At 59.3% G+C, this 15,558-nt stretch carries 13 protein-coding genes; 7 read left to right on the forward strand and 6 right to left on the reverse strand.

Features of this window, described 5'->3' with window-relative positions:
- Positions 1 to 13: 13 nt before the first annotated feature.
- From ACM6IK_RS02580 to ACM6IK_RS02595, 4 genes are all read right to left on the reverse strand, one after another.
- The gene (locus tag ACM6IK_RS02580) at positions 14 to 1,324 is read right to left on the reverse strand and encodes an ABC transporter substrate-binding protein (protein WP_414873014.1); all 1,311 of its coding nucleotides are present in this window, start codon (positions 1,322 to 1,324) and stop codon (positions 14 to 16) included.
- Positions 1,325 to 1,670: 346 nt separating this feature from the next.
- On the reverse strand, positions 1,671 to 2,576 hold the full coding sequence (locus ACM6IK_RS02585) for an AraC family transcriptional regulator (protein WP_414873015.1): 906 nt from the start codon (positions 2,574 to 2,576) through the stop codon (positions 1,671 to 1,673).
- A gap of 94 nt (positions 2,577 to 2,670) precedes the next feature.
- The gene (locus ACM6IK_RS02590) at positions 2,671 to 3,969 is read right to left on the reverse strand and encodes a glycosyltransferase (protein ID WP_414873016.1); all 1,299 of its coding nucleotides are present in this window, start codon (positions 3,967 to 3,969) and stop codon (positions 2,671 to 2,673) included.
- 52 nt (positions 3,970 to 4,021) lie between these two features.
- Entirely contained in the window at positions 4,022 to 4,408 is a 387-nt protein-coding gene (locus tag ACM6IK_RS02595) for a response regulator (RefSeq protein WP_414873017.1), read from the reverse strand.
- A 257-nt stretch (positions 4,409 to 4,665) separates the two neighbouring features.
- Between ACM6IK_RS02595 and ACM6IK_RS02600 the strand changes: the two genes are divergently transcribed.
- The 4 genes from ACM6IK_RS02600 (at position 4,666) to ACM6IK_RS02615 (ending at position 10,721) form a co-directional block, all read left to right on the forward strand.
- Complete coding sequence (locus tag ACM6IK_RS02600) at positions 4,666 to 8,157, forward strand: response regulator (protein ID WP_414873018.1); 3,492 nt, start codon at positions 4,666 to 4,668, stop codon at positions 8,155 to 8,157.
- Positions 8,157 to 8,990, forward strand: coding sequence for a CheR family methyltransferase (locus ACM6IK_RS02605; protein ID WP_414873019.1), 834 nt, complete (start codon positions 8,157 to 8,159; stop codon positions 8,988 to 8,990). Before ACM6IK_RS02600 ends, ACM6IK_RS02605 begins: the two co-directional genes overlap by 1 nt.
- Before the next feature lie 94 nt (positions 8,991 to 9,084).
- A complete protein-coding gene (locus ACM6IK_RS02610) occupies positions 9,085 to 10,326 on the forward strand; it encodes an ATP-binding protein (protein ID WP_414873020.1) in 1,242 nt (413 codons plus the stop codon).
- A gap of 17 nt (positions 10,327 to 10,343) precedes the next feature.
- Positions 10,344 to 10,721, forward strand: a complete 378-nt coding sequence (locus ACM6IK_RS02615; RefSeq protein ID WP_223458099.1) for a response regulator — start codon at positions 10,344 to 10,346, stop codon at positions 10,719 to 10,721.
- Positions 10,722 to 10,725: 4 nt separating this feature from the next.
- Here the strand turns inward: ACM6IK_RS02615 and ACM6IK_RS02620 are convergent, their stop codons facing one another.
- Together ACM6IK_RS02620 and ACM6IK_RS02625 are read right to left on the reverse strand one after the other, a co-directional pair.
- Positions 10,726 to 10,848 (reverse strand): hypothetical protein, encoded by a 123-nt coding sequence (locus ACM6IK_RS02620; RefSeq protein ID WP_414873144.1) that lies wholly within the window; start codon positions 10,846 to 10,848, stop codon positions 10,726 to 10,728.
- A gap of 45 nt (positions 10,849 to 10,893) precedes the next feature.
- Positions 10,894 to 11,949, reverse strand: coding sequence for a tetratricopeptide repeat protein (locus tag ACM6IK_RS02625; protein ID WP_414873021.1), 1,056 nt, complete (start codon positions 11,947 to 11,949; stop codon positions 10,894 to 10,896).
- 185 nt (positions 11,950 to 12,134) lie between these two features.
- On the opposite strand from ACM6IK_RS02625, the gene ACM6IK_RS02630 reads away from it, so the two are divergent.
- From ACM6IK_RS02630 to ACM6IK_RS02640, 3 genes are read left to right on the forward strand one after another with little or no spacing between them, the layout of a single operon-like run.
- Entirely contained in the window at positions 12,135 to 14,270 is a 2,136-nt protein-coding gene (locus tag ACM6IK_RS02630; RefSeq protein ID WP_414873022.1) for an FUSC family protein, read from the forward strand.
- The gene (locus tag ACM6IK_RS02635) at positions 14,260 to 14,460 is read left to right on the forward strand and encodes a DUF1656 domain-containing protein (RefSeq protein WP_414873023.1); all 201 of its coding nucleotides are present in this window, start codon (positions 14,260 to 14,262) and stop codon (positions 14,458 to 14,460) included. Before ACM6IK_RS02630 ends, ACM6IK_RS02635 begins: the two co-directional genes overlap by 11 nt.
- 4 nt (positions 14,461 to 14,464) lie before the next feature.
- Positions 14,465 to 15,430 carry an HlyD family secretion protein gene (locus tag ACM6IK_RS02640; RefSeq protein ID WP_414873024.1) on the forward strand — a complete coding sequence of 322 codons (966 nt, stop codon included), beginning with the start codon at positions 14,465 to 14,467 and terminating at the stop codon, positions 15,428 to 15,430.
- The last annotated feature ends 128 nt before the right edge of the window (positions 15,431 to 15,558 follow it).

Consider the following 15,558-nt stretch of genomic DNA (forward strand, 5'->3'; position numbering starts at 1 on the left):
TTGGATAGGGGGGTTACTTGGGATAACCCGCGCGCTTCATTTCGCGTTCAGTGGTTTGCTGGGCCGCCGCCAGGGCCTGGTCGACCGTGGTCTGGCCGATCAACGCCGCAGAGAAGGACTTGCCGACCTGGGTACCAATGCCCTGGAACTCGGGAATGGTCACCAACTGGATGCCGATGTACGGCACAGGTCTGGCGCCCGGCTTGCTCGGGTCCGCGGCCTTGAGTGAGTCCAGCGTGACCTTGGCGAACGGCGCCGCGTTCATGTACGCCTCGCTGTAGGTCGAGTCCCGGGTGCCCGGCGGCACGTTGGCGATGCCGTCTTTTTCCGCGACCAGTGCGCTGTATTCCCTGGAGGTGGCCCAGGCGCTGAAGGTTTTCGCCGCGTCCTTGGCCTTGGAACTGGTGGGAATGGCCAATGCCCAGGAGTACAGCCAGGCCGAGCCCTTGTCAGTGACCTGATTCGGCGCATAGGTGAAACCGACGTGATCGGTGACCTTGCTCTGGGCCTTGTCGGTGACGAACGAGCCGGCGACGCTGGCATCGACCCAGATTGCGCATTTGCCGCTGTTGAACAACGCCAGGTTTTCATTGAAACCATTGCTCGAGGCGCCCGGCGGACCGGATTTCTTCATGGTGTCGACGTAGAAGTTCAGCGCGTTTTTCCACTCGGGGCCGTTGAATTCCGGCTGCCACTGTTCATCGAACCAGCGAGCGCCGTAGGCGTTGGCGACGGTACTGATCAGCGCCATGTTCTCGCCCCAGCCGGCCTTGCCGCGCAGGCAGATGCCGTATTGTTCCTGCTCGGGTTTGTTCAGTTTGGCGGCGAACTCACCGATCTGCTCCCAGGTCGGGTGCTCGGGCATGCTCAGGCCGGCGTCCTTGAACAGGTCGGTGCGGTAGTAGGTGATCGAGCTTTCGGCGTAGAACGGCAGCGCATACAGCGAGCCCTTGACGGACAGGCCTTCGCGCACCGACGGGAACACATCGTCGAGGGCGTAGCTGGCCGGCAAATCCTTCATCGGCTCCAGCCAGCCCTTGGCGCCCCAGAGTGCGGCTTCGTACATGCCGATGGTCAGCACGTCGAACTGCCCGCCCTGGGTGGCGATGTCAGTGGTCAGGCGCTGGCGCAGGACGTTTTCTTCGAGCACCACCCAATTGAGCTTGATGTCCGGATGCTCGGCCTCGAAGGTTTTCGAAAGCTTTTGCATGCGGATCATGTCGCTGTTGTTGACGGTGGCGATGGTCAGGGTCTGGGCGCCGAGACTGACACCACTGAGGGTCATACAGGTGAGGGCAAGCAGAGCTTTTACAGAAGGTTGCATCGTGCACTCCTTTTCTGCACCCAATGGGTTACAGAAGGACAGTTATTGTTTTTGTGTCTTCCTGCGCAGGGAAGAATGTGCGCTGATTACAACCTTCAATGGAGGGCGAGACAAATCATCCATCGCACTTTGATCGATACTTTTTTGCACTGAAGTTTATGGCGGTAGACGCAAGGAAGGGCTTTTCAGCGAAGGAGGGGTATTGAAACCGTACAGGTTTCAGGGGGTAACGCTGTACCTGTGGGAGCGAGCCTGCTCGCGAATGCGTCGTGTCAGACGACATTTTGCAAACTGACACACCGCCATCGCGAGCAGGCTCGCTCCCACAGGGATTGGAGGTGTGTCTTCAGCCCAGGTTTTGCTCGGTCAACCGCTGCACCACCAACCGCCGATAATGCGACGGCGTCATGCCCTTGAGTTGCTGGAAGCGCCGGTTGAAGTTGGAAATATTGTTGAAGCCCGACTCGAAGCACACGTCGGTGACCGGTTTGTCGCCATCGGCCAGCAACTCGCAAGACTTGCTGATGCGCAGGCGATTGACGAATTCGATGAAATTGCGTCCCGTGGCCTGCTTGAATACGCGGCTGAAATAAGTCGGTTTCATGCCCAGATGATCGGCGACTTCTTCCAGCGTCAAGTCCCGGGCATAGTGGGCAAAAATGTAATCCACCGCCCGGTTGGTGCGGTCGATGTTGTGCTCGTCGGCCAGTTGTGGCGTCGTGGCGCCAGAGAGCAATTGGTAATCGTCGGTGGCGGCGAGCAACTCCAGCAAAATGAAAAAGTGCCCGAGCCGGGTAATGCCGCCGGTATCGGCGATGCGCTGCATCAAGTCCATGGCCTGGGCGATGGTGTGCTTGCAGCGAAACTCGATGCCGTATTGCGCGCGCTCCAGCAGCGGCGCCAGGGTCTTGAGTTCGGCAAACACCTGATAGCCGCTGTCGAACAACTCGTCGGTGAAGTTGACCAGCATGTCGCGCTTGAGCACCACTTCGTCCTCGGCCACCTGGCTGATCCAGTTGTGGGGCAGGTTGGGGCCGGTGAGGAACAGGGTTTGCGGATAGAAGTTGCCGATGTAATCGCCAATGAACACCTTGCCGGAACTGGCGACGATCAGGTGCAACTCGTATTCCTTGTGGAAATGCCAGCGCACCAGCGGGCAGGGAAAGCCATGCTGGCGGTAGATGATGGACAACCCGTTGTGGTCGTCCATCAATTCATAGGAGGGATCGGTGACTCTGGCGGTGCGGGTCATGTCAGGGCGCTTGTGTTGTTATCCCGCCCGGATCATGCCTCCAGCCGGATGGATAATGCTACTACCGCCTGAGCGCCTGCTCCTGCAAGGCGCGCTATTGCTGATTAAGCCGATTCTTCACCTCGATCCATTGCGCCATGTATTGAGTGCTCTTGTGCTGGTGATGACGCAGCATGCTGCCGGTAAAATTATCGCGTCTGATGTTTGCCAGATTCCGTTGGCAATCGACCAGCCGCTGGATCAAGGCCGGGCCATGAACGGATGTCTGGTAGCGGCTCGCCAGCAGGGTTTGCCCGTGCGCCTGGGCGAGCAGCCAGCGCGGCTTGTCGTTGTGCAGTTGCACGGCATGATCGGCGAACTCGCGTGCCGAACGGGTCACTGCACCGGGCCAAGTCTCTTCGCCATGCATGGCCTCGGCACCGATAGGCGTCGTCACGTTGGGCGTGCCACAGAGCATCGCATCGATAATCTTGCCCTTGATTCCCGCGCCAAAACGCAGAGGCGCCATACAGACCCGCGCCGCCGACATGACTTGCAAGGCGTCCTCGGCCCAGTTCATTACATGAAAACCCTGGGCCGGATTATGCAGGGCCGTCGCCTTGGGTGGCGTGTAGGCACCATAGATATGCAATTGAGCGCCGGGCAATTGCTCGCGAATCAGCGGCCAGATCGCGGTTTTCAACCAGAGCACTGCATCCCAGTTGGGGGCATGGCGAAAGTTGCCGATATGCAAAAAGTGCGCCCGGTCTTCGAACGCAACCGGCGCATTGGCCGCAAGTTCGACCATCAATGGGCACCAATGCAACAAGTTGCGGGGAATCCTGAACTGCTCGACCAGCAATTGGATTTCCACTTCGGAAACCATCAGCGTCAAATCACAACGATAAAATGAGGCGATCTCGCGCTTTGCCAGATCGGTGTTGGCCATGTGTTCAAATTCTTCACGCGAGGCCTGGGCGAACAGGCCGCTGAAGTCATTGTTGTCATCACTGGTTTTCAAGCGCTCCTTGAGGCGTTGATGCCGGCCATGCCTGAGGCTTTGCAGGTCGCAACTTTCGAGCACGCGCAGGGCATCGGGACAATGCTTCTCGACCCGCCAGCCGAACTGTTCCTCCATCATGAATTGATCGAACAACACGATGTCCGGCGCCAGTTCGCTGATGAACTCATCGAAACTGCTGTTGTTCAGCTCGATCGGCACTTCGCGAATGCCCAACGCCGTCAGGTCTGCGCGTTGTTCGCCGAAGCCCGCCGGGCTGCTGAACGTGATGTCCCAGCCTTGTTGCAGGAAAACCTCGAGGATTTGCATGACATGCCCGCTGGCCGCGGAAGAGCGGGGCTCGGGCCAGACGTAACCAATGACCAGGACTTTGGTTGCGCGGGGCTGAATCATTGGCGGGAATTCCTTGAAGCGGATGCAGGGCAGGGATGAAAAACGCGGCGCATTAAACCACAGCAGGACGCGGGGTCAGGCCGAGAATGCTGTTAACTTTGTCGCGCAACTGATCGATGGAGAACGGTTTGCCGATCACGTGCATGTCTTGAGGCACTTCGATGGTTTCGGCATAACCGCTGGCAAACAGGATCGGCAAGGCTGGACGTAAAACACGTGCTTCATTGGCCAGTTCGCGTCCATCCATCTCTGGCAGGCCCACGTCGGTCATCATCAGTTCAATCTGTTGGGTCGAGTCCTTGAGTGTCTCCAGCGCCTGTCCGCTGCCGTCGGCTTCCAGCACGTTGAATTCCAGTTCTATCAGTACATCGACGATCAGCATGCGCACGATGGCGTCGTCTTCGACGACGAGGATGGTAGGGCCGTTGGCAGATGACATAGTGAGATTCCCGATAAAATTGGCGTTGCCGGTCGCTGGAAATCACTGGCCTCTTACATGAGTGAGTGGCGGATCCCGACAAGTTCCCAACGCGATGCAAAAAAGAACCGGGCGCAGGTCACGCAAGGATAACCCGCCACTTTGCGTGGGCGCAGAGGAATGTAGGACCTTGTGCGAAAACATGTCAGAAAATTGGATCAAGGTGCCAGTTCTGGGGCAAACTCCTTGCACTCTGACAGTTCGACAAGGCTTGCCCCATGCCCTCCGCGTCCACGGTTGATGAGCAACGATTTCGTAAACTCCTGAGCCGCAACATCGGCCTGCCGTTGGGTCTGGGCCTCATCAGTGCGGTGTTCTTCGTTTCGCTGATCAGCTATTTACTGTCGACGATCCAGTGGGTGCAACACACCGACCGGGTGATCAATAACGCCAATGAAGCGCTCAAGCTGACCGTGGACCTGGAAACCGGGATGCGCGGTTTCCTGCTCAGTGGCGACGAACATTTCCTCGATCCCTACGAAACCGCCAAACCGCAAATTGCCGTGGCCCTCAACACCTTGCTCGAGCTGACCGCCGACAACCCGCTGCAGACTGACCGCGTGCTGCGGTTGCAGGCCTTGCAGCTGGAATGGGCCAGCTATGCGCAATCGATGATCGATCTGCAGCGCAGCAGCGGTGACTATCGCGCCGTGGTCAAGGCCGGACGCGGTAAACGCCTGACCGATGAAATTCGCAAGCAATTCGAGGACGTGATCGACTCCGAGCAACAACTGCGCACCGCTCGCAGTGAAGACGTGCGGCGCACCACAGTCTGGAGTATCAGCCTCTATCTGTTGTTCATTGCCGGCGTCAGTGGCTTGCTGGCGTATGTCGGGCGCCGCGATTTGCTCAATCTTTCGCAAAGCTACAGCGTCAACCTCACTGCCCAACAGGCCAGCGCCCATCGCCTGGAGCAGCAAGCCTGGCTGCGCAACGGTCAGACTCAACTCGCCGGGCAGGTGCTGGGACAGTTGAGCCTGAGCCTGCTGGGACGCAATATTCTGCAATTTTGTGCGCAGTACCTTGGCACCGCCGTGGCGGCTATTTATGTGCGCGAAGACCACGGCGGCCTAAAACGCATCGCCACCTACGGGTTTTCCCGTGAGCAAGAAGGGCGCGAGCAGCAGATTTACAGCGAAGAAGGCATTGTCGGCCAGGTGGTGCAACAGGCACGGTTGATTCGCCTGGACGAGGTGCCGGTCGATTACTTCAAAGTCAGCTCCGGTCTCGGCGAAGGTTTGCCACGCAGTGTGCTGGTGGTGCCAACCAGTGATGACGAGCGGGTCAATGGCGTGATCGAACTGGGCTTTCTGCACTCACTGACAGACCGTGACATTGAATTGCTTGAGCTGATTGCCGGCAACATCGGCACCTCGATCGAGGCTGCACGCTATCGTCAGCGTTTGCAGGAGGTGTTGGCCGAAACCCAGCAACTCAACGAAGAATTGCAGGTTCAGCAGGAAGAGCTCAAGGCCGCCAACGAAGAGCTCGAAGCACAGTCTCGGATTCTCAAGGAGTCCCAGGCGCACCTGGAAATCCAGCAGGTGGAGCTGGAGCAGACCAACGAACAACTCGCCGAACAGGCACAAGCACTGGCCGAGCAACGCGACGCCATGGAACTGAAGAATACCGAGCTCAATCAGGCCGGGATCCAGCTCGAAGAACGTGCCGTAGAGTTGCAGCGCTCGAGCCAGTACAAGTCCGAATTCCTCGCCAACATGTCCCACGAGTTGCGCACGCCGCTGAACAGCTCATTGATCCTGGCCAGGCTTCTGGCGCAAAACCCGGAGGAAAACCTCAGCGCCGAGCAGGTCAAATTCGCTGAATCGATCTACTCCGCCAGCAATGACTTGCTCAACCTGATCAACGACATTCTGGATATTTCCAAGGTCGAGGCCGGCAAGCTGGAAATCCATCCGCAGAACACCAGCGTGGCGCGTCTGGTCGAAGGCCTGCGCGGTCTGTTTCAGCCGTTGGCGTCGGACAAACAGTTGGATTTCCAGGTGGATGTGCAGGACGGCGCGCCGCTGATGCTGTTCACCGACCGCCAGCGCCTGGAGCAGGTGCTCAAAAACCTGCTGTCCAACGCCGTGAAATTCACTGAAAGCGGCAGCGTGTGCCTGTCCGTCGCCACGGTGCCGAACGACGGCATCGCGTTCAGCGTCCGTGATTCCGGGATCGGCATTGCCGCGCAGCAGCACGCCAGCATTTTCGAGGCGTTCCGTCAGGCCGATGGCACCACCAGTCGGCGTTATGGCGGCACCGGGCTGGGCTTGTCGATCTCCCGTGACCTGGCGGCCTTGCTCGGCGGCTCCATCAGCGTGAGCAGCACACCGGGGCAGGGCAGTGCGTTTACCCTGGTACTGCCGCAGCAGTACGTGGAACCGGGCGAAGGGCCTGTCGAACCGATGCGCGCCGAGACGATGGCGGCTGTGCCGAACGTAATGCCACCCGCGCTGTCGCCACTGCTGGCCGAGGTCAACATTGCGCGGTTCGACGACGATCGCAACAACGGTCCGTTCACCAGCCGCTGCATGCTGGTGGTGGAAGATGAGGCGAATTTTGCGCACATCCTCTACGACCTTGCCCATGAACTGGGTTATCAGTGCCTGGTGGCCCATGGCGCCGACGAAGGCTACGACCTGGCCAAGACGTTCATCCCCGACGCGATCCTGCTGGACATGCGCCTGCCGGATCACTCCGGCCTGACCGTGCTGCAACGCCTGAAGGAGCACGCCGAAACCCGGCACATCCCGGTGCATGTGATTTCGGTCGAGGACCGGGTTGAAGCAGCGATGCACATGGGCGCCATTGGCTATGCGGTCAAACCGACCTCCCGCGAGGAACTCAAGGACGTTTTTGCGCGACTCGAGGCCAAACTGACCCAGAAGGTCAAGCGCGTGCTGCTGGTCGAGGACGACGACTTGCAGCGCGACAGCATTGCCCGCCTGATCGGCGACGATGACATCGAAATCACTGCCGTTGGCCTGGCGCAGGCGGCACTGGACCTGCTGCGGACCTCGGTTTTCGACTGCATGATCATTGACCTCAAACTGCCGGACATGCTCGGTAATGACCTGCTCAAGCGCATGTCCACCGAAGACCTCTGCTCCTTTCCACCGGTCATTGTCTATACCGGGCGCAACCTGACCCGGGATGAAGAGGCTGAACTGCGCAAGTATTCGCGTTCGATCATCATCAAGGGCGCACGCTCGCCAGAGCGGCTGCTGGATGAGGTGACGCTTTTTCTGCACAAAGTCGAATCGCGGTTGTCCCAAGAACGGCAGAAGATGCTCAAGGTCGCTCGCAGCCGCGACAAGGTCTTCGAGGGCCGCAAGGTGCTGCTGGTGGATGACGATGTGCGCAACATTTTTGCCCTCACCAGCGCGCTGGAGCAAAAAGGCGCAGTGGTGGTCATTGGGCGCAACGGCCGCGAAGCGATTGAACGATTGAATGAGGTGCAAGACATCGACCTGGTGTTGATGGACGTCATGATGCCGCGGATGGATGGTTTCGAAGCCATTGTTGAAATCCGCAAGGACCCGCGCTGGGGCAAGCTGCCGATCATCGCGGTGACGGCCAAGGCCATGAAGGACGACCAGGAGCGCTGCCGGCAGGCCGGCGCCAACGATTACCTGGCCAAGCCCATCGACCTGGATCGCCTGTTTTCGCTGATTCGTGTGTGGTTACCGAAGGTGGAACGTATCTAGTGGAGCGCAATTTTTCAGTGGAGCGAAACAGCGAGATCGAATTGCGCTTGTTGATCGAGGCGATCTACCTCAAGTACAGCTACGATTTTCGCGATTACTCCGGCGCTTCGATCAACCGCCGGGTCAACCATGCGTTGAGTCAGTTGGAGTGCAATACCATCTCGGCGCTGCAGGAAAAGGTCCTGCGCGACCCCGCCGCGTTCATGCAATTGCTGCAATTGCTGACCATTCCGGTCAGCGAGATGTTCCGCGATCCTTCGCACTTCCTGGCCATCCGCAAAGAAGTGGTGCCGCTGCTGCGAACCTACCCTTCGCTCAAGGTCTGGATCGCCGGATGCAGCACCGGTGAAGAGGTGTATTCGATGGCGATTGTGCTGCGCGAGGAAGGCTTGCTCGACCGCACGATCATCTACGCCACTGACATCAATCCGCGCTCGCTGGAAAAGGCCAGGCAAGGGATTTTCTCGATGGAGAACATCCGCGCCTACACTGCTAATTACCAGCAGGCCGGTGGCCAGTGTTCTTTTGCCGACTACTATACGGCGGCCTATGGGTACGCGATTTTCGACAAGACCCTGCGCGAGAACGTAACCTTCGCCGATCACAGTCTTGCGACGGACAGCGTTTTTTCAGAAACCCAATTAATTTCATGTCGTAACGTACTGATTTACTTTAATAAAAAACTTCAGGATCGAGCATTCGGACTGTTTCATGAGTCTCTTTGCCATCGCGGTTTCCTGGTGTTGGGCAGCAAGGAAACCCCGGAATTCTCAGCCTTCGGCCGTCAGTTCGAGCCGCTGGTCAAACTGGAACGGATTTACCGAAAATCATGAAAAGTGCAACGAACTTGCCGGCGATCGAAGCGATCGTGATTGGTGCCTGGGCCGGTGGCGTCGGCCGTCTGCCTGCCGAGCTGGAACCAATCGCATGCTGAGTAATGTCCAGGCCAAACTGCTGATCGTCGACGATCTGCCGGAAAATCTGCTGGCGCTCGAAGCGCTGATCAAGCGTGAGGACTGCATCGTGTACAAGGCGCTGTGTGCCGACGAAGCCTTGTCCCTGCTGTTGCAGCACGAATTCGCCATGGCCATCCTCGATGTGAAAATGCCTGGCATGAACGGCTTCGAGCTGGCCGAGTTGATGCGTGGCACGGAAAAAACCAGGAATATTCCGATCGTTTTCGTCAGCGCCGCCGGACGTGAACTGAACTACGCGTTCAAGGGCTACGAAAGCGGTGCCGTGGACTTCCTGTACAAGCCGCTGGACATCCTCGCGGTCAAGAGCAAAGTCAATGTGTTCGTCGACCTGTATCGCCAAAGCAAGGCGATGAAGGAACAAGTGCTGGCCCTTGAGCAAAGTCGCCACGAACAGGAGACCCTGCTCAAGCAACTGCAAAGCACCCAGCTGGAACTGGAGCAGGCGGTGCGCATGCGCGATGACTTCATGTCCATCGTCGCCCATGAAGTGCGCACGCCGCTCAACGGCCTGATCCTTGAAACCCAGCTGCGCAAGAAGCACCTGGCCCGGGACAACGCCGCCGCCTTCACCCTGGACAAGATGCACGCCATGGTCGACCGCGACGAGCGGCAGATCAAAAGCCTCATACGCTTGATCGAAGACATGCTCGATGTCTCGCGCATTCGCACCGGAAAGTTGTCGATTCGGCCAACGCGCTTCGATCTTTCGGCACTGGTGAGCGAGTTGTTGCAGAATTTTTCCCGGCAGATCGACGCCGCCGAGGCGTCGGTCACGCTGGATGCCGAGCAACCGGTGATCGGAAATTGGGATGAATTTCGTATTGAACAGGTGATTTCCAACCTGTTGACCAACGCCTTGCGCTACGGGGCCAAGGGCCTGGTGTCGGTGAAAGTCTACAGTGAAGAGGGCCGGGCGCTGGTGGACGTGCAGGACCAGGGGATCGGTATCAGTGAAGAAGACCAGGAGCGGATTTTCCAGCAGTTCGAACGGGTATCGGCCAAACATATCGGTGCCGGACTGGGCCTGGGATTGTTTATTTCAGAACAGATTGTCGCCGCCCATGGCGGTACTATTACGGTCCAGAGCAGGATTGGCGAAGGCGCCTTGTTTCGCGTTTGTCTGCCGCTGCAGGAAAACAGCCAGATAAACGCAACCTCTGATCGACCCCACGGTCGTATCAGCAGCAATTGACCGAGCAAAGGCTTCCCATGAGCGAAGATGCACAAGATGTAGTACTCGTCGTCGAGGACGATCCCTCGATTCTGATGGTGCTGTCCGCTTATCTGTCGGGCGAGGGTTACCGCGTGTTGCAGGCGGAAAACGGCGAGCAGGCTTTTGAAATCCTCGCGAGCAAACCGCACCTGGACATGATGATCACCGACTTCCGCCTGCCCGGTGGCATCTCCGGCGTGCAGATCGCCGAACCCGCCGTGAAGCTGCGACCGGAACTCAAGGTGATTTTCATCAGCGGCTATGCCCAGGAAATCCGTGAGACCGACAGCCCGATTACCCGCACGGCGCCGATCCTGGACAAGCCGTTCGATCTGGATAAGTTGCAGGAACTGATGCAGGACATGCTTTCTTAAGCATTCAGGCGCTGATCATCTCCCAGACCTTCGCCGCCAACAGATCGAAGGTAAACGGCTTGGTGATCACCTGCATGCCCGGATCGAGAAACCTGCCGCACACCGCCGCAACGGGTTGCCTGTTCACTTGACCCTTGGCCGGGACGGCGGTTAAACGAAAGGTCAGTCGGGGTCAAAGCCCTTGTTGCAACGAAGGATCGTCGGGGTTCATCTGTTCGAGTTGGGCCAACAGAACCTGTACGTTTTGCAGTTGGCCGCTTTCCTTCCAGTAATTGATCAATAGCACCCGGGCCTTGCGGTCGTTCGGGTGGCGCTGGACGATTTCCTGTAATTGTTTCTGCGCCGCTTCCAGTTCCTGCTCACCGTGCAATGTGGTGGCCAGGTCGTAGCGGTAATCCCGGTTATCGGGCTCGAGTTCAACGGCTTTGGACAGGCCGAGCAGGGCGAATTCGCTTTGGTCGTGATGCAGCAGCCAGAGCCCCAGGGCATGTTGCAGGTAGGCCGAATCGGGTTGTGCCTGGAGTTGCCTGGCCAACAACTGCCGGGCGGCGTCGTTCTGGCCTTGTTTATCCAGTACTTCGATTTGCAGCACCAGCGCCGGCAGGTTGTCCGGTGCCAGGCGCAGGGTGTTGTCCAGCGCCTGTTGCGCTTGCTTGAGCTCGGCGTTGTGCAGGTGCAGCCGGGCCAGTTGGTATTGGTTTTCGGCGCTTTGCGGCTCGCTCTTGAGCACTTGCTCCCAGGCATCGATGGCTTGCTCCAGCGGCCCGAAATACAAGCCGAGTTCATCCGGGGACAAACCCAGCAGCGCGTTGATGGCGGCCAGCCGCACGCTTTGCTCGCTGTCATCGAGCAATGGCCCCAGCAGCAGACTGCGCTGGCCGCTCGGTACCAGGCCGCTGATACTCCTGATCGCCGCGATACGGACCTCGGGCGACTCGTTCTGCAGGTCGGCAGCCGCCAGTTTCAGGGCCACCGAGCTTGGATAGTTGGGCAGCTCGGCATGCAACCAGACACGACGCTTGGGGGACAGGTCCGGACGGCTCAATTGCTGATAGAGCACCCGTGCGGCACCGGGTTGACCACCCCGGGTTGCCGCCAGTGCTTCGCTGTAGCCATGTTGTATGGCTTCGGGAACCACCGGGGCGGTATCGCGCAGGGGAACCCACGCAAGGCCGATGACGAGCAGGGCGAAGAGGCTGATAATCAGATAGCGGCGGGACTTGGGCATGCAGGAATCCGGAAGCTGGCGAGCTTTTGCAAAGGTCGCCAGCTTCGGTCAGGCCAGGCTTTGAGTCAAACCTTGACGACGCTCACTGACGATTCAATGGGCCTGCAAACGGTGTCGACAGCAAAACCTGTCGAGGCCCCGTAGCAGTGACTACGCTTGCTGGAGGTGTCTCGACGAGTGTTCCCATGCAAGCGTTGTTGCAGTACTTCAAGGCCATGCTCAACCCCGGGCCCGGGGTGTTGCTGTTTGCCCTGCGAACCATCGCGGCCGGTTTGTTGACACTGTATCTGGCGTTTTTGTTCGATCTGGACCAACCCAAGTGGTCGATCATGGCCGTGGTCATCATCAGCCAGCCACTGGGCGGCATGGTGCTGGCACGCAGTTTTGGCCAAGTTATCGGTACCACCATGGGGGCGGTCGTGGCTGTGGCAATCATGGCGATATTTGCGCAGGCACCGTTGCCGTTCATCACCACCCTGGCCCTGTGGCTGGCGCTGTGCACCGCCGGTGGCACGCTGTTGCGCTACACCAGCTCCGGAGCATTCGTGCTCAGTGGCTACACCGCCGTGGTCATCGCATTGCTGGCGATTCCCGATCAGGACGGCACCTTTTTGCTGGCGGTGACCCGCCTCACTGAAACCTTGCTGGCAGTCGCCTGCGTGTGCGTGGTCAGCCTGCTTACCGCCAGGCCCGAAGCCGTGGCACGGGACTATTTCGCCAGGATCGATCAAATCACCCGGTTGCTGGCCACCCATGCCAGCGCCGTCATTCGCACCGAAGAGAGCGAAGCGGATTTCCAGCAGCGGCAAATGCAGCTGTTGGGGCAAATCAGCGGCCTGGAGGGCGTGCGCCGGCACATGTACTACGATGCGCCACGGTTACGCAGTGCCAACGGCCTGGTGCAACTGCTGGGCAACCAATTGGTGCTATTGACCGCGCGGTTGACCGCCTTGCGCCACCAGCGGTTGTTGTTGACCGAGCGCTGGGAGGGCGAGTTGCCGGAAGAAATTCAGCGGCTGCGCGCAGAAGAACTGGCTTTTCTCGATGAACTGGCGCGGGAGGGGCGTTCGCTGTCCAGTGAAAAGCGCCATCATTTCACGTCGCTGCAACAACGCTTTGATGAGCTGGCCTACAGGGCCGAACAATTGACCGAGCCGCTGCCGGCCACCTTGCGCTCGCTGGCCTGGTCGTTGCGCTGGGAGCAAGCACGCCTGCTGCAGCAACTTGAGCAGATTCTGGAGTTGAGTGATGCCATCCAGAGCGGGCGACCCGCGAGCAGCGTGTTTCGCGGGCGGGAAAACCCACTGCACCTGGACTTTACCCTGGCGACCATGAATGCCGTCCGCGCCTTTAGCGCGCTATTGATCGCGGGCCTGATCTGGATCGAAACCGGCTGGGACGGTGCCCGAGGCGGCATGGTGCTGGTGGGCATCCTTTGCTCGCTGATGTCGACGTTTCCCCGGCCGCTGCTGGCCGTGCAAAGCTATGCGCGGGGATTCGGGCTGGCGCTGGTGGCCTCGGCACTGCTTCAGTTCATGTTTGTGCCGATGATCAGCAATTTCGAGATGCTTGCCTTGTTGCTGGCGCCCTTGCTCTACGCCGTTGCGGTGGGCCTGGCCAGTCCCGCCACTACAGGTACCGGCATTGGCCTGGGGCTGACGACTTTTCTGTTGCTCGGCCCGTTGAACGTGGGGATTGGCCAGAACACCGCGAGCCAGTGGTTCGAGTTTGCCGGGGCTTATACCTGCGCGACCGTGCTGGCGTTGAGTGTGTATGCGTTGATCTTTCCGTTCATGCCGGATTTGCGCATGCGCCGGCTCCACAAAGAGAGCTGCGAACAGGTGTACGCCTTGCTGAAAACCTCGGCGACCGATGAGCAGCAGTTTGCGTTCGAGAGCCGTATGGTCGATCGCCTGACCATGATGCTGGGGCTGCTGCCGGCGACCCGGGAGCCACGATCGCGTGAGCGGTTCCAGGTCAGCCTGGCCTGCATGGCGCTGGGTATCGCCTTGAATCAGCTCAGGCAGCAGGGGCAGAACAACGCTCTGCTGAATCCGGATCTGCAAAGTCGCCTGTTTTCGACAGTCCGGGAAACGGGGCGGCTGGTCGCCGGTCGGCCCGGGGTCGAAGTGGCGCAGGTGCTCGATAGCCTCCACACCCTGGGCGACGAGCTGGATGCCCTGCATACCGATGTTCATGAGCACTTGTGGTCGGTGTTCCGTATGCGCGTGGCGCTGTTGATCGTGGTGTCGTTCGTCGAGCGCTATCGCGGTTACTTTCAACCCGCAGGCCTTGAAGGAGACCCTGTCCTTGCCCATTGATCTGGAAGTGGGAGGTGCGTACCTGCCCCCGATTGCTCAGGCGCTGCTGCTGGGCGTGCCGATTTTTCTGCTGCTGGACTGGACGTTGCGGCGCCTGGGTGTGCTGCAGTTTGTCTGGCACGAAGCGTTGTTCGAAGGCGCGCTATACGTCTGCGTCTGCGCCACGTTGATCCTGGCGATGGGGGCCTGATGCCTTGAAGAACATCCTTTCCCGACTCACGACGCTGGCGGTGGTACTGCTGGCCGTTATCCTGGGCTGGTTCGCCTGGGAGCATTACACCCGCGCCCCCTGGACCCGGGATGCCCGGGTGCGTGCCGATGTGGTGACCTTATCCGCCGACGTTTCGGGGCGAATCGTCAGCCTGGCCGTGCAGGACAACCAGCATGTGAACAAAGGCCAGGCGCTGCTGGAGATCGATCCTTCGCGTTACATCCTGGCGGTGGAGCATGCCAAACGCGCCGTTGAGGTGGCGAAAGCCTCGCTCGGGCAGGCCCAGGCGACCATTACCGCCAGCGAAGCGTTGCTCAAACAACGGCAGAGCGAAGAGCACCGGCGGCGCACGCTCAAGGATCGTTCGGCGATTTCCGGCGAAGAGTGGGAAAAAGCCAGCACCGATGTGTCGGTGGCCCAGGCTGACTTGCTGCGTAATCAGGCCAACCTGGTGTTGGCCCAGGCTAACGTGCAACTGGCGATTGCGGCCTTGACCCAGTCCGAGCTCGATTTGCAGCGTACCCACGTCGTCTCCCCGGTGACCGGCTATGTTACCAATCTGCTGACTCGGGAGGGCGACTACGCCTCGGCCGGCGGTCCATTGCTGGCGTTGGTGGACAGCGACTCGTTCTATGTCAGCGGTTACTTTGAAGAAACCAAGTTGCCGCGGATCGGGGAGGGCGCCCGGGTCAGGATCGAGTTGATGAGTGGCGAGACGTTCGGCGGCAAAGTGCAGAGCATTGCCTTCGCCATCGCCGACCGGGAAAACCTGCCGGGCGGTCGCTTGCTGGCGAATATCAACCCCAGTTACACCTGGATCAAACTGGCGCAGCGGGTCCCGGTGCGGATCGAGATCGATGCTGACTATGCCGGTAGGAAAAACCTCAGAGCGGGGACTACTGCAACGGTCACCGTCCAGGAAACCCAAAAACCTGGAGATCACCGCTAACCCTGTGGGAGCGAGCTTGCTCGCGATAGCGGTGGGTCAGTCAACATCATTGGTGAAGGTGCTTACGTCATCGCGAGCAAGCTCGCTCCCACAGGGGATGTGTACTGCCTTTTCAGGACAAAAAAAGC

It is taken from the genome of Pseudomonas sp. IT-196MI5 (assembly GCF_949767415.1).
In the GTDB taxonomy this organism is placed as follows: domain Bacteria; phylum Pseudomonadota; class Gammaproteobacteria; order Pseudomonadales; family Pseudomonadaceae; genus Aquipseudomonas.